A 14288-nucleotide genomic window follows, 5' to 3' on the forward strand; every position below is an offset into this window, starting at 1 on the left:
GCAGGAACGCATTGGGCGAGGTTGGCGAGGCAAGCCGCGTCAGTCGCCGTACGGTGTGTTCCGGACCGTTGTCGAGTGTTGTGCCGGATTGATTGAAATGGCGCGTTCAGGTGCTGGACACGTTTAAGACTGCTTGGAGGTCGAATTGGACAAGAACATGAAAATCCTCATCGTTGACGATTTTTCAACGATGCGGCGGATCATAAAAAACCTGTTGCGTGACCTTGGGTTCACCAACACGGTCGAGGCGGACGATGGCACCACTGCCATCCCGGTCCTCAACAGCGGGAGTATCGACTTTCTGGTAACAGACTGGAACATGCCCGGCATGACCGGTATCGACTTGCTGCGTCACGTGCGCGCCGATGAAAAACTCAAGCACCTTCCCGTGCTGATGGTCACCGCCGAAGCCAAGCGCGAGCAGATCATCGAAGCGGCCCAGGCCGGTGTGAACGGCTATGTGGTCAAACCCTTCACGGCCCAGGCGTTGAAAGAGAAGATCGAAAAAATCTTCGAACGCATCGGTTAATGGCGCCACGGGGGAGCTATGGAGCATAACGAATCTTCAATGGGCGATTTCGAATCGACCCTGAAAAAACATGCCCACGAACTGGTCGAGAACCTTGAAAAAGGCCGCTTCGGCGATGCAGTCCAGATGATCCACGAGCTCAATCAGACCCGAGATCGTGGTCTGTATCAGGAAGTCGGCAAGCTCACCCGTGAACTGCACAGCGCGATCGTCAATTTCCAGATCGACCCGAACACGCCGCAGGCCGAGGAAGTCTCGCAGATCACTGATGCGACCGAGCGTCTGTCCTATGTGGTCAAGCTGACCGAGGCCGCGGCCAACCGCACCATGGACCTGGTGGAAAGCGCAACGCCCCTGGTCAACGGCCTGAGCGACGAAGCCCAGGCCTTGAGCACCGATTGGGGCCGGTTCATGCGGCGTGAAGTCGGAGCGGAAGAGTTTCGCGAGCTGGCCCGTCGCGTCGACGGTTTTCTGACGCGCAGCAGCACCGAAAACCGCGCCGTGGCGAACAACCTCAATGACATCTTGCTGGCCCAGGACTATCAGGACCTGACCGGTCAGGTGATCAAGCGCGTGACCCAACTGGTCACCGAAGTCGAAAGCAATCTGCTCAAACTCGTGCTCATGGCCAGTCAGGTGGACCGCTTTGCGGGCATCGAACATGACCGTGCGGCGATGCTCGCTGAAAAAGATCCACAAAAACATCTCTCTCAGGGTGAAGGTCCGCAGATTCATGCCGATAAAAGAGAAGACGTTGTGTCCGGTCAGGACGATGTGGACGATTTGCTGTCCAGCCTTGGATTCTGAGTTTTAGCCCTGTTTTAGGAGCACCCCTTGATGAGCTTCGGCGCCGATGAAGAGATCCTTCAGGATTTCCTGGTTGAGGCCGGCGAGATTCTAGAGCAACTGTCCGAACAATTGGTCGAGCTGGAAAGCCGTCCCGATGATGCGGATCTGCTCAATGCAATTTTTCGCGGTTTCCACACTGTAAAAGGAGGCGCCGGCTTCCTCCAGCTCAACGAGCTGGTGGAGTGCTGTCACATTGCCGAGAACGTGTTCGACATCCTGCGCAAGGGGGAGCGTCGCGTTGACTCGGAGTTGATGGACGTGGTGCTTGAAGCGCTGGATGCGGTCAACAGCATGTTCAGCCAGGTGCGCGAGCGCTCGCCCATTACCCCCGCCACGCCTGAGTTGCTCGCCGCGCTGTCGCGCCTGGCCGAGCCGCAATCGGCTGACGAAGCCGCTCCGGTCGAAGCCGTGGTTGAAGAACCCGCTGTCGAAGAGCCGGTTGCCGAAGCGTCGGGCGATATTACCGATAACGAATTTGAACAACTGCTGGACTCCCTGAGCGCGGTGAAAGCCGAAGCCCAGGCCCCGGCAGCACCTGTTGCCCCGGCTGCCGAGGGCACGGCCAGCGATGAAATCACCGACGCCGAGTTCGAGTCGCTGCTCGACCAGCTTCACGGCAAAGGTCAGTTCGCGCCCGACGCCGTAGCCCCGGCAGCGGCGCCTGCCGCTCCGAATGCAACAGGTGACAATTCCGATATCACCGACGATGAATTCGAAGCGCTGCTCGACCAATTGCATGGCAAGGGCACGTTTGCCGTTGATGCACTGGAGTCGGCTATCGCATCTGCGCCGACCGCGGACAAGCCTTCGGCTGCAGCGGCCGGCAGTGACCTGATCACCGATCAGGAATTCGAATCGCTGCTTGACGAGCTGCACGGCAAGGGCAAATTCAGCGAAGTCGGTACGGCTTCCGCTGCGCCTGCAACTGCCGCGACTACGGCTGCACCGGCCGCCAAGGCTGCGCCAAAACCCGCCGCCAAGGCGCCGGAACCGAAGGCCGAGACACCCAAGCCTGCCGCTGCCGCTGCCGCTGCCGCTGCCGCTGCCGCCCCGGCGCCAGCCCGCGCTGCCGCCGCGCCACCGCCGGAAAAACCTGCCAGTGAAGCCGAAACCACCGTGCGGGTCGATACCGCGCGCCTGGACGAGATCATGAACATGGTTGGCGAACTGGTGTTGGTGCGTAACCGTCTGGTGCGCCTTGGCCTCAACAGCCAGGACGAAGCCATGTCCAAGGCCGTGTCGAACCTCGACGTGGTCACGGCCGATCTGCAGACCGCGGTCATGAAGACCCGGATGCAACCGATCAAGAAGGTGTTCGGGCGCTTCCCGCGCCTGGTACGTGACTTGGCTCGCCAGCTCAAGAAAGAAATCAACCTGGAACTGGTGGGTGAAGAAACCGACCTCGACAAGAACCTCGTCGAGGCCTTGGCCGACCCGCTGGTCCACTTGGTGCGCAACGCGGTCGACCACGGTATCGAGTCGCCGGAAGAGCGCGAAGCCGCGGGCAAGGTCCGTAGCGGCAAGGTGATCCTGGCGGCCGAGCAGGAGGGTGACCACATCCTTCTGTCGATCTCCGACGACGGCAAGGGCATGGACCCTGAAATACTGCGCGCCATCGCCGTGAAGCGCGGCGTGATGGACAAGGATGCCGCCGACCGCCTGAGCGACACCGAGTGCTACAACCTGATCTTCGCTCCGGGGTTCTCGACCAAAACCGAGATTTCCGACGTGTCGGGCCGCGGTGTAGGCATGGACGTGGTGAAAACCAAGATTTCCCAGCTCAACGGTTCGATCAACATCCAGTCGGTCAAGGGTTCGGGCTCGAAGATTCTGATCAAGGTCCCGCTGACCCTGGCGATCATGCCGACCCTGATGGTGATGCTGGGCAACCAGGCATTCGCCTTCCCGCTGGTCAACGTCAACGAGATTTTCCACCTCGACTTGTCGAAAACCAACGTGGTGGACGGCCAGGAAGTGGTGATCGTGCGGGACAAGGCGTTGCCGCTGTTCTACCTCAAACGCTGGTTGGTCAGTTCCGCCGCCCATGAAGAACAGGGCGAGGGCCATGTGGTGATCCTTTCGGTGGGCACCCAGCGGATCGGCTTTGTCGTCGACCAGCTCGTAGGCCAGGAAGAAGTGGTCATCAAGCCGTTGGGCAAGATGCTCCAGGGGACCCCAGGCATGTCCGGCGCCACCATCACCGGCGACGGTCGCATTGCGCTCATCCTCGATGTGCCAAGCATGCTCAAGCGTTACGCCACACGGCGTATTTGATTCTGGAGGGGCGTGGCCCAGGGCCGCGCCTCGTCTAACGGAGTGTTTATGGTAGTTAAAGTCCTGGTGGTGGACGATTCGGGGTTCTTCCGCCGCCGCGTCTCGGAAATTCTTTCAGCGGATACGAGTATTCAGGTCGTCGGCACCGCGACCAACGGCAAAGAGGCGATCGATCAGGCCCTGGCCCTCAAGCCGGACGTGATCACCATGGACTATGAGATGCCCATGATGGACGGCATCACGGCCGTGCGGCATATCATGCAGCGCTGCCCGACTCCGGTATTGATGTTTTCCTCACTGACCCACGAAGGCGCTCGGGTGACCCTCGATGCGCTGGACGCCGGTGCGGTGGATTTCCTGCCGAAGAATTTCGAGGACATCTCGCGCAACCCCGACAAGGTCCGGCAGTTGCTCTGCGAGAAGGTCCACAGCATTTCCCGCAGCAACCGGCGTGTCAGCGCCTATAGCCCACCGGCCTCGGCGCCTGTGGCTGCCCCGGCGCCTGCCCCGGCGCCATCGAGCAGCTTCAGTCCTTCGCCCTCACGCAGTGTACCGGCCCCCGTGCCGGCCCGTTCTGCGCCAGCCACGGCCACGGCTTCGTCGCCCGCGCCCAAGCGAAAGGCCTACAAGCTGGTCGCCATCGGTACGTCCACCGGCGGCCCGGTGGCGTTGCAACGGGTTCTGACCCAGTTGCCGGCCAACTTCCCGGCACCCATCGTATTGATTCAGCACATGCCTGCCGCGTTCACCAAGGCGTTCGCCGAACGCCTGGACAAGCTCTGTCGCATCAGTGTCAAGGAAGCCGAGGACGGCGATATCCTGCGTCCTGGCCTGGCCCTGCTGGCGCCGGGTGGCAAACAGATGATGATCGATGGCCGTGGCGCAGTGAAAATCCTGCCTGGCGATGAGCGCTTGAACTACAAACCTTGCGTGGACATCACCTTCGGTTCCGCTGCGAAATCCTACGGCGACAAAGTTCTGGCGGTGGTGCTCACCGGCATGGGCGCCGATGGTCGCGAAGGCGCGCGCCTGCTCAAGCAGGGCGGCAGTACGATATGGGCCCAGGACGAAGCCAGCTGTGTGATTTATGGCATGCCGATGGCGATCGTCAAAGCGGACCTGGCCGATGGGGTATACGGGCTGGACGATATTGGCAAGCACCTGGTCGAGGCGTGCGTGTAATGGACGTACTCAGCCTGATCGGCATCATCATGGCGTTCGTCGCCATCATTGGTGGCAATTATCTGGAAGGCGGCCATCTGGGCGCGCTGGCCAACGGCCCCGCAGCATTGATCGTGCTCGGCGGCACCATCGGTGCGGCTTTGTTGCAATCGCCCATGAGCGCTTTCAAGCGCGCCATACAGGTTCTGGTCTGGATCCTTTTCCCGCCACGGGTGGACTTGGCCGGTGGTATCGATCGCGTCGTGAATTGGAGCTTGACCGCTCGCAAGGAGGGCCTGCTCGGCCTGGAAGGGGTCGCCGATGCGGAGCCGGACGCCTATTCGCGCAAAGGCCTGCAATTGCTGGTGGATGGCGCCGAACCGGAAGCCATCCGCAGCATTCTGGAAGTGGATTTCTACACCCAGGAGAGTCGCGACATCGAAGCGGCGAAGGTGTTCGAAAGCATGGGCGGTTACGCACCGACCATTGGCATCATCGGTGCGGTCATGGGCCTGATCCATGTGATGGGCAACCTGGCCGATCCATCGCAGCTGGGCAGCGGCATTGCGGTGGCCTTCGTCGCCACCATCTATGGCGTGGCGAGTGCGAACCTGGTGCTGTTGCCGATTGCCGCCAAGCTCAAGTCCATCGCATTACGCCAGTCGCGTTATCGCGAGATGTTGCTGGAAGGCATCCTGTCCATCGCCGAGGGTGAGAACCCGCGTTCCATTGAGTTGAAGCTTCAGGGCTTCATGGATTGATGGGAGTAATGGACCATGGCGCGCCGCAGACATCATGAAGAACACGTCAACCATGAACGCTGGCTGGTTTCCTACGCCGATTTCATCACGTTGCTGTTCGCCTTTTTCGTGGTCATGTACTCGATCTCGTCGGTGAACGAGGGCAAATACAAGGTTATTTCCGAAGCGTTGATAGGGGTCTTTACCGACTCGGACCGTGCCCTCAAGCCCATTCCCATCGGGGAGGAACGACCCAAGACCACGACGCCGGCCAAGCCGCTGGTCAGGGACGCCGAGCAGGTCGATGCCGGAATCGCTGGTGGCAGCGATCCGCTGAAAAGCATCGCCGATGATATCAGCGCTGCGTTCGGCGACTTGATCAGCTCCAACCAGATGACCGTGCGCGGCAATGAGCTATGGGTAGAGATCGAGCTCAACTCCAGCCTGTTGTTTGGCAGCGGCGATGCGATGCCCAGCGACATGGCGTTCAATATCATCGATAAAGTGGCGGCGATCCTGAAGCCGTTCGACAACCCGATTCATGTGGAAGGCTTCACCGACGACCAGCCGATCCGCACCGCGCAGTACCCGACCAACTGGGAATTGTCTTCGGCTCGTTCGGCCAGCATCGTGCGCATGCTCGCCATGCAGGGCGTCAACCCGGGTCGCCTGGCATCGGTGGGGTATGGCGAGTTCCAGCCGGTGGCCAACAACGCCACCGTCGAAGGGCGGGCCAAGAACCGTCGCGTGGTACTGGTGGTGTCGCGCAACCTTGATGTGCGCCGCAGCCTGACCGGTACCGGCACGGCCCACGCGACGCCGGACGCGGCATTGAAGCGGGCTGGCACACAAACTGCACCGGCTCCGGTCAAGACACCGGGAAGACAGAGCGCCGTCAATTCTCCGTCACCCGCTTTATAACCGAGCTATTTCTCGGTCGAGCCAGTTTCGGCCGGGAGGAACGATCCGAATGAGAGTCTGGGCAGTTGCCAATCAAAAAGGGGGCGTGGGTAAAACCACCTCTTCCATCGCTTTAGCCGGATTGCTGGCGGAGGCGGGCAAGCGCGTGGTCATTGTCGATCTGGACCCCCACGGCTCGATGACCAGCTATTTCGGCTACGATCCCGACAGCCTCGAGCACAGCAACTACGACCTGTTCCTGCACAAGGGCAGCGTGCCCGAAGGGTTGCCGGGGCAATTGTTGTTGTCCACCAGTGACGAGCGGATTTCACTGTTGCCGTCCAGCACCGCCCTGGCCACCCTGGAGCGCCAGTCGCCTGGCCAGAGCGGCCTGGGCCTGGTGATCGCCAAGAGTCTGGCGCAGCTGTGGCAGGATTTCGATTACGCGATCATCGACAGCCCGCCGCTGCTCGGCTTATTGATGGTCAATGCCCTGGCGGCCAGCCAGCAGTTGGTGATCCCGGTGCAGACCGAACACCTCGCGGTCAAAGGCCTGGAGCGGATGGTCAACACCCTGGCGATGGTCAACCGCTCGCGCAAGCAATCGCTGGCCTTCAACATCGTGCCAACCCTGTTCGACCGGCGCACCCAGGCTTCCATGGGCACCCTGCGGGTATTGCGCGACATGTATCCCGATGACATTTGGCAAGGCTATATCCCGGTGGACACACGCCTGCGCGATGCCAGCCGTGCCGGCCTGACTCCTTCGCAATTCGATGGCAAGAGCCGTGGCGTGCTGGCTTACCGGGCACTGCTCAAGCATCTGCTGGCTCAGCAGCTCGTTCCACAGCAGGTGGCCTGATTGAACGCCTCTAAATGTTTCCCAGGCTCAAGTCCCATGGCAATCATGCCGATAACATCCATATGCGGTGCACTGTTTCAATGAACCGCCCGATCAAGACAACCTCGCGTCCGCAATTGGCCTTGCAGTCCTACCTGGACGGGCTTCTGCAGGAAGCGACCGAAGAACTGCCACCGCAGCCGAGCGTGGTCGAGGCTACGCCCGAACCCGTCGAAGCCGAAGGCGCGTTGGATGAGTTTCAAGCGGCCGTGCTCGAGGAGCAGGCCCGTGATGCACGCCAGTCGGTCATGACTGCGGCGGTCGAAGCACCGTTCGTCAAGCCGCCGGTGAAAGTGATGGAGGCACCCGCGCCAATCCTGGCGCCGGTCTCGACCGTTGCGCCGTTGTTGCAGGGCCTGGTCAAGCCGGTGGTGGAAGTCCACCTGCCGCCGAGCAGTCCGCCGCCACCGGTGCCGGGCGACGACCGTCCGGCCTGGGCCGCCGAAGCGTTCGAGTGCCTGTTGTTCGATGTGGCCGGGTTGACCCTGGCCGTGCCGCTGGTGTGCCTGGGATCGATTTATTCCCTGGCCGGGCAGGAATTGACGCCGTTGTTCGGCCAACCGGAATGGTTCCTCGGGATCCTGCCCAGCCAGGCCGGCAACCTGAAGGTACTGGATACCGCGCGCTGGGTGATGCCGGATCGTTATCGCGACGATTTTCGCCAGGGCTTGCAGTACGTGATTTCGGTACAGGGTTACGAGTGGGGGTTGGCGGTGCATCAGGTCAGTCGCTCGTTGCGCCTGGACCCGAACGAAATCAAGTGGCGCAGCCATCGAGGGCAACGGCCATGGCTGGCCGGTACGGTGATCGAACACATGTGCGCCTTGCTGGACGTTTCCGAGTTGGCTGAGCTGATCGCCAGCGGCGGGGCAAAACACCTGGGCGGCACCAAGCCGGTCCAGAAACCGAAATAACACAACCGGCGACGCGCAGCGTCACGGGGCAGAATACACACCGCCACAGGCGGTTTTTCGAGGGGTCAGGGTATGAATGATAAGGCGTCGTCTCTCAAGGGTTCCGAAGATCCGATCCTGCAATGGGTCACCTTCAAGCTCGATAACGAAACCTACGGCATCAACGTGATGCGCGTGCAGGAAGTGCTGCGCTACACCGAGATCGCGCCGGTGCCGGGTGCGCCCAGCTACGTGCTGGGTATCATCAACCTGCGTGGTAACGTGGTCACCGTGATCGACACCCGTCAGCGTTTCGGCCTGAGCTCCACAGAAGTCAACGACAACACCCGTATCGTGATCATCGAGGCCGACAAGCAAGTGGTCGGTATCCTGGTCGACAGTGTTGCCGAAGTGGTTTACTTGCGTCAGTCGGAAATCGAAACCGCGCCTAACGTCGGTAACGAAGAATCGGCCAAGTTCATCCAGGGCGTCTGCAACAAGAACAACGAGTTGCTGATCCTGGTCGAGCTGGAAAAAATGATGAGCGAAGAAGAGTGGTCGGAACTGGAGAGTATCTGATTTGATCCTTGAGGTAGCAGTCATTGTCCTGTTCCTGTTCTGGGCGGGCACGCTGGCGATGTTTTTAGCGTACATACGCGGCCAGCGGCAGATCGCCGCACAGCAGGCCCAGGGCGATGCGCTGCGTGACCAGCGCATCAAGGACTTGGCCAAGCGTGTCGACGATTACCAGAACGGCACCGTGCGCATGGGCGAAGCCATCCATGAGCTGCGTGCCGTGCTCGCGCCGTTGCCGGACAAACTGGCCCAACTGGAACAGCGCGACCCCTCCAGCCTGTCCTTCGCCCAGGCCGCCCGCCTGGTCGGCATGGGCGCCAGCGTCGACGAACTGACCCAGGCCTGCGGCTTGACCCAGGCCGAGGCGGAGTTGATGAGTAAGTTGCACCGGGGCGGGTGAGCGCCTCAAGTCGCAGAACCTGTGGGAGCACAGCTTGCTCGCGATAGCGGTAGACCAGTCAAGACAATTGTCGACTGACCTGCCCCAATCGCGAGCAAGCTATGCTCCCACGGGTGTTGTAGCGCCGTTTGATCCCTGACTGACCAGCATCGGGTAGCAGCCAGGATCTTTTTATCCCAAGGTCGTCGTGGTCAGTAATCGTCGCCGCGATCGGTCACGTCTTTCTCGAGACTCGGCGCGTGCGGGTCATAGCCCTGAGGAAACTTGCCCTTGAGGTTCCAGGCAAACGCGATGATTTCGGCAATCGTGCGGTACAACTCTTCCGGAATGCTATCCCCCAATTCCAGCCGTGCCAGCAGCTTCACCAGCTCGGCGTTTTCATAGATCGGTACTTCGCTGTCCCGGGCGATCCGCAGGATTTCCTCGGCCAGGGCTTCGTCGCCCTTGGCGGTGAGGGTCGGGGCGTGATGGCCATCGTACTTGAGGGCGATGGCCTGGCGGGGTTCGGTGTGGCTTGTCATGCGGTTTCGTCCACCCAGCGTTGTTCGAGCCGGGTCTTGGGGCCTTGGGGCGGGGTGCCGAGATGGCAATCGAGATCACCCACGTTCAGACCACAGGTCAGTAGGCGTTCGCGCAGCGCGGCCAGGTTGCTTTCGATCAGGCTGGCCGTGTAAGGCCGTTGTGCCCACAACTGGCTCGACAGACTGCCGCTGAGCAGCTGCACCTGAACCTGTAACGGCCCCAGCGGCTCCATGTCGAACGCCAGCTCGACCCGCCAGAGCTGCTGTCGTGTCTCGCGTTCTTCCCGATGCTCGTTCGATTGCTCACGGGGCGGGGTTTCCTCGCGCTGAAACTTCACCTGCAACGGCACAATATCCTGCAGGTTGCGCATCGGGATTTCCAGTTGCCAGGTGCTCATCAAGCGACCGTCGTCGGTCAGGCCGGTCTGTTCCAGGCTGGACAGTTGATGGCTCTGCAGGCGCGACACGGCGGCAGCGGCGAGGCGCAGCAGGTGTTCAAGATCGCCTTCGTCGTCCTGCTCTTTCAACAGGCGCGAGGGGAGGGGAAAACTGGTGGGTTGCGGCTTGGCGCTGACCTGACCGAGGGTGCCGAGGGCGTTGCGCACGAAGCTGGGCAGTGCCTGGGCCAGGGTGTTGGCAGCAATGATTGCACTCAGGTTAGTGGAGGCGGGCAGGGCCGGTGTCAGTTGAGCGATCAGTTTCAGCAGGTCACCCTTGAGGTCCGGCGCCACGGCGGGCGGTTGTCCGGCCAGCAATTTGCTTTCCAGGAACACGCCGCTGGAGGCCAGGGCCAGGGCGAGGCCCTTGGGCGTGCTCAGTTGCTGGACGTCCGGCAGACTGGCCAACAGGCGCGTCACCGCGGCGCGCAGCTCGATACCGGTGTCTTCGGTGGCGGGCAGGTTCTGCAACACGGTAATCAAATTGTCCAGCGAGCCCTGACGGCTCACTTGGGTGACCAGTTGCTGGCTCACCGCCAATTGTTCCTGGCGGTTGCTCAATGGAACGAACTTCAGTGTCTGGGCATCCTGGACCTGGGCGCTGAGCAGCGCGCCGATACGCAGCGGCTGGGGACTGTCGATATCCAGGGTGGCGCCGGCCTGGGCGGTGTTGAGCAGGCTCACCAACGACCGGTAGACCACCGGCTGCCCTGGCACCTGCGGCAGCGCCTGACTGGTGATGACCTTGCCTTGCAACAAGGTGCCGACGGGCATCTGTGTTGTGTCGATACGGGTCAGGGCGGCCACGCTGGACGCGACGGCCTGCTGCACGGCAATCGCCAGGTTGTTGGCGGACGGCTGGGTCACCGCCAGGCTGGTGCCCTGGGGCAGCGGCTGGGTGCTGGTGGCCTGTACCGTGGCCTGGCGACCGCTGTCCAGGGTGAGTTTGAGCAACAGCTGAAAGGTCTGGTCCGCCTGTTTAAGTGACAAGACCTCGGCCTGGGCGGTCTGGCCGGAGCCGATCAGGCCCTCGACCGGCGTCAACAGTTTGAGCAGCTCGCCGTTGACCACCGGCGTGCGTGTCGTTGCCGTGGCCTGGGGCAGCGGCAGGATGTTCATGTCGCCTGTCATCTGCGGTCTTACCTTGGAAAAATAAGCTCTCTTTAGACCCGGGAGCGGCATGTATAATGCCGCCCGTCTTTCAGGCAGTGGCGAAAACCTTGCAATTGTTTGACGCAGCTCTGTGGAACAGGCCCTCAAAGCATCTATGCTGCACCTCTTTAACGGCCGCTGCACCGCCGACTTGAACCGTATAAGGCCCGCGATCCCTTGACCAGTCCTCTTTTGCAAACCGTCGGCCTCGCCTGTGAGCGAGACTTGCGGCTGCTTTTCGAACACCTCGAATTGAGACTCTCGCCTGGCGATATGGTGCAGGTCAGTGGTCCCAACGGCAGCGGCAAGACCAGCTTGTTGCGCTTGCTGGCCGGATTGATGCAACCGACCGCTGGCCACGTGTTGCTCAACGGCCAGCCGCTGCAGGAGCAGCGCAGCGAACTGGCCCGCAACCTGCTCTGGATCGGCCACGCCGCGGGTATCAAGGACCTGCTGACCCCCGAAGAAAACCTCAGCTGGCTCTGCGCGCTGCATCGGCCCGTCGGGCGGGAGGCGATCTGGCAGGCATTGTCGCGGGTAGGATTGCGCGGTTTCGAAGACGTACCGTGCCATACCCTGTCCGCCGGCCAACAGCGCCGCGTGGCCCTGGCCCGGTTGTATCTGGACAGCCCGCCGCTGTGGATTCTCGACGAACCGTTCACCGCCCTGGACAAACAAGGGGTAGCGCAACTGGAGGAGCATTTGGCTCGCCACTGCGAAAACGCCGGCATGGTGTTGCTGACCACCCACCATACATTGGCCCGGATGCCGTCCGGTTACCGCAATATCGATCTGGGGAATTGGGCCGTATGACTGTGTTTGGCCTGTTGCTCGCCCGCGAAGCACGCCTGTTGTTCCGCCGACCGGCCGAACTGGCCAACCCCTTGGTATTTTTCGCCATCGTCATTGCGCTGTTCCCGCTGGCGGTTGGCCCCGAGACTCAATTGTTGCAAACCTTGTCGCCGGGGTTGGTCTGGGTGGCGGCGCTTTTATCGGTCCTGCTCTCGCTGGACGGGCTTTTCCGCAGTGATTTCGAGGACGGCTCGCTGGAACAGTGGGTCCTTTCGTCGCACCCCCTGGCCCTTCTGGTTTTGGCCAAGGTACTGGCACACTGGGTTTTTTCCGGCCTGGCGCTGGTGTTGCTCTCGCCGCTGCTGGCGATGATGCTGGGGTTACCCGCCGCCTGCATGCCGGTGTTGCTGGTGTCTCTGTTGCTGGGTACACCGGTGTTGAGCCTGCTCGGCGCAGTGGGCGCGGCATTGACCGTAGGATTGAAGCGCGGTGGCCTGTTGCTTGCGCTGTTGATCCTGCCGCTGTACATCCCGGTCCTGATTCTCGGCAGCGGGGCTTTGCAAGCCGCGCTGCAAGGCATGCCGGCAACCGGTTATCTGCTGTGGCTTGGGAGCCTGACCGCCCTGGCGATAACCCTGACACCCTTTGCAATAGCTGCTGGCCTGAAGATCAGCGTCGGCGAATAATAATGAGGCCTGGTCAAAAACTGACCACTTCCCGTGAAGTAAAGGCATACCCTGCGGCGCGTGACAGCGAGCCGCGACCGTGATGGAAACAGCAATGAATTGGACCTGGTTTCATAAGCTCGGCTCACCCAAATGGTTCTACGGCATCAGTGGCAGGTTGTTGCCCTGGCTGAGCATCGCCGCACTGCTGCTGATCGGTATCGGCGTGGTCTGGGGCCTGGCTTTCGCCCCTCCGGACTATCAGCAGGGCAACAGTTTCCGCATCATCTATATCCACGTTCCCACGGCGGTGCTGGCCCAGTCCATCTACGTGATGCTGGCGGTATGCGGGGTGGTCGGGCTGGTGTGGAAGATGAAGCTGGCCGACGTTGCCTTGCAATGCGCCGCGCCCATTGGCGCCTGGATGACCGCCGTGGCGCTGGTCACCGGGGCAATCTGGGGCAAGCCGACGTGGGGTTCGTGGTGGGTCTGGGATGCCCGACTGACGTCGATGCTGATCCTGCTGTTCCTGTACTTCGGTCTCATTGCGCTGGGCAACGCCATCAGCAATCGTGAGAGTGCGGCCAAGGCCTGCGCGGTTCTGGCGATTGTCGGCGTGATCAACATCCCGATCATCAAGTATTCGGTGGAGTGGTGGAACACCCTGCACCAGGGCGCGACCTTTACCCTGACCGAAAAACCGGCGATGCCCGTGGAAATGTGGCTGCCGTTGCTGCTCACTGCGCTGGGTTTCTACTGTTTCTTCGGCGCGGTGTTGCTGCTGCGCATGCGCCTGGAAGTGCTCAAGCGCGAAGCCCGCGCCAGTTGGGTGAAGGCCGAAGTACAGAACAGCCTGGAGAGCGCTCGATGAGTTTCGCTTCATTCGGCGAGTTTCTCGCCATGGGCCATCATGGCCTGTATGTCTGGTCAGCCTATGGCATTTGCGTGGCCGTGCTGGTCCTCAACGTGGCGGTGCCGATCCTGGCCCGCAAGCGGTATCTGCAACAAGAGGCGCGTCGTTTGCGCCGGGAGAGTGGTCAGTGAATCCGGTGCGCAAAAAGCGTCTTGTCATCATTCTTGCGATCCTGGTGGGGGTGGGCGCCGCGGTCGGCCTGGCCCTCAGCGCCTTGCAACAGAACATCAACCTGTTCTACACCCCGACCCAGATCGCCAATGGCGAAGCACCGAAGGACACGCGCATCCGTGCCGGCGGCATGGTGGAGAAGGGCTCGCTGGTGCGATCCGGGGATTCGCTGGACGTGACCTTCAACGTCACCGACTTCAACAAGACCGTGACCATCACCTATCGGGGCATACTTCCCGACCTGTTCCGCGAAGGGCAGGGCATCGTCGCCCTGGGCAAGCTCAATGCCGACGGCGTGGTGGTGGCCGATGAGGTGCTGGCCAAGCACGACGAAAAATACATGCCGCCGGAAGTGACCAAGGCGTTGAAAGACAGTGGTCAATCGGCACCTGCTCCCGTGAAGGAGGGCTGATC

At 61.5% G+C, this 14288-nt stretch carries 17 protein-coding genes; 15 read left to right on the forward strand and 2 right to left on the reverse strand.

All coding sequences use genetic code 11. The annotated features are described in order from the left end of the window. Positions 1 to 157 precede the first annotated feature (157 nt). The 10 genes from AD666_RS18325 (at position 158) to AD666_RS18370 (ending at position 9223) form a co-directional block, all read left to right on the forward strand. A complete protein-coding gene (locus AD666_RS18325; RefSeq protein ID WP_003183998.1) occupies positions 158 to 529 on the forward strand; it encodes a chemotaxis response regulator CheY in 372 nt (123 codons plus the stop codon). 18 nt (positions 530 to 547) lie between these two features. Further along, the gene (locus AD666_RS18330; RefSeq protein ID WP_053154974.1) at positions 548 to 1336 is read left to right on the forward strand and encodes a protein phosphatase CheZ; all 789 of its coding nucleotides are present in this window, start codon (positions 548 to 550) and stop codon (positions 1334 to 1336) included. A gap of 30 nt (positions 1337 to 1366) precedes the next feature. Next, the gene (locus AD666_RS18335; protein ID WP_053154976.1) at positions 1367 to 3652 is read left to right on the forward strand and encodes a chemotaxis protein CheA; all 2286 of its coding nucleotides are present in this window, start codon (positions 1367 to 1369) and stop codon (positions 3650 to 3652) included. 48 nt (positions 3653 to 3700) lie between these two features. Further along, complete coding sequence (locus tag AD666_RS18340) at positions 3701 to 4834, forward strand: chemotaxis response regulator protein-glutamate methylesterase (protein WP_053154979.1); 1134 nt, start codon at positions 3701 to 3703, stop codon at positions 4832 to 4834. Next, complete coding sequence (locus tag AD666_RS18345) at positions 4834 to 5574, forward strand: flagellar motor protein (protein WP_053154981.1); 741 nt, start codon at positions 4834 to 4836, stop codon at positions 5572 to 5574. The genes AD666_RS18340 and AD666_RS18345 overlap by 1 nt, the downstream gene beginning before the upstream one ends. A 15-nt stretch (positions 5575 to 5589) precedes the next feature. Beyond that, positions 5590 to 6474: a flagellar motor protein MotD gene (motD, locus tag AD666_RS18350; protein ID WP_053154983.1), complete on the forward strand. Its 885-nt coding sequence runs from the start codon at positions 5590 to 5592 to the stop codon at positions 6472 to 6474. A 49-nt stretch (positions 6475 to 6523) separates the two neighbouring features. Then, the gene (locus AD666_RS18355) at positions 6524 to 7315 is read left to right on the forward strand and encodes a ParA family protein (RefSeq protein WP_053154985.1); all 792 of its coding nucleotides are present in this window, start codon (positions 6524 to 6526) and stop codon (positions 7313 to 7315) included. 80 nt (positions 7316 to 7395) lie between these two features. Beyond that, positions 7396 to 8268, forward strand: coding sequence for a CheW domain-containing protein (locus AD666_RS18360; protein WP_053155392.1), 873 nt, complete (start codon positions 7396 to 7398; stop codon positions 8266 to 8268). Positions 8269 to 8340: 72 nt separating this feature from the next. Continuing rightward, positions 8341 to 8826: a chemotaxis protein CheW gene (locus tag AD666_RS18365; protein WP_003183968.1), complete on the forward strand. Its 486-nt coding sequence runs from the start codon at positions 8341 to 8343 to the stop codon at positions 8824 to 8826. A gap of 1 nt (position 8827) precedes the next feature. Continuing rightward, the gene (locus AD666_RS18370; protein WP_053154987.1) at positions 8828 to 9223 is read left to right on the forward strand and encodes a DUF2802 domain-containing protein; all 396 of its coding nucleotides are present in this window, start codon (positions 8828 to 8830) and stop codon (positions 9221 to 9223) included. A 191-nt stretch (positions 9224 to 9414) separates the two neighbouring features. Here AD666_RS18370 and AD666_RS18375 read toward each other — a convergent pair whose 3' ends face one another. Together AD666_RS18375 and AD666_RS18380 are read right to left on the reverse strand one after the other, a co-directional pair. Continuing rightward, the gene (locus AD666_RS18375) at positions 9415 to 9744 is read right to left on the reverse strand and encodes an EscU/YscU/HrcU family type III secretion system export apparatus switch protein (RefSeq protein ID WP_053154989.1); all 330 of its coding nucleotides are present in this window, start codon (positions 9742 to 9744) and stop codon (positions 9415 to 9417) included. Continuing rightward, positions 9741 to 11312, reverse strand: a complete 1572-nt coding sequence (locus AD666_RS18380; protein ID WP_053154992.1) for a flagellar hook-length control protein FliK — start codon at positions 11310 to 11312, stop codon at positions 9741 to 9743. Before AD666_RS18380 ends, AD666_RS18375 begins: the two co-directional genes overlap by 4 nt. A gap of 198 nt (positions 11313 to 11510) precedes the next feature. Here AD666_RS18380 and ccmA point away from each other — a divergent pair, with 198 nt between their 5' ends. The 5 genes from ccmA (at position 11511) to ccmE (ending at position 14286) form a co-directional block, all read left to right on the forward strand. Next, on the forward strand, positions 11511 to 12146 hold the full coding sequence (ccmA, locus tag AD666_RS18385; protein ID WP_053154994.1) for a cytochrome c biogenesis heme-transporting ATPase CcmA: 636 nt from the start codon (positions 11511 to 11513) through the stop codon (positions 12144 to 12146). Then, positions 12143 to 12811, forward strand: a complete 669-nt coding sequence (ccmB, locus tag AD666_RS18390) for a heme exporter protein CcmB (protein ID WP_053154995.1) — start codon at positions 12143 to 12145, stop codon at positions 12809 to 12811. Before ccmA ends, ccmB begins: the two co-directional genes overlap by 4 nt. 94 nt (positions 12812 to 12905) lie before the next feature. Further along, positions 12906 to 13661, forward strand: a complete 756-nt coding sequence (locus AD666_RS18395) for a heme ABC transporter permease (protein WP_053154997.1) — start codon at positions 12906 to 12908, stop codon at positions 13659 to 13661. Beyond that, a complete protein-coding gene (ccmD, locus tag AD666_RS18400) occupies positions 13658 to 13834 on the forward strand; it encodes a heme exporter protein CcmD (RefSeq protein WP_053154998.1) in 177 nt (58 codons plus the stop codon). The genes AD666_RS18395 and ccmD overlap by 4 nt, the downstream gene beginning before the upstream one ends. Then, positions 13831 to 14286: a cytochrome c maturation protein CcmE gene (gene ccmE / locus AD666_RS18405; RefSeq protein WP_053154999.1), complete on the forward strand. Its 456-nt coding sequence runs from the start codon at positions 13831 to 13833 to the stop codon at positions 14284 to 14286. The genes ccmD and ccmE overlap by 4 nt, the downstream gene beginning before the upstream one ends. Positions 14287 to 14288: the final 2 nt, after the last annotated feature.

The organism is Pseudomonas sp. Pf153, assembly GCF_001269775.1.
GTDB classification, from domain to species: Bacteria; Pseudomonadota; Gammaproteobacteria; order Pseudomonadales; family Pseudomonadaceae; genus Aquipseudomonas; species Aquipseudomonas uvaldensis.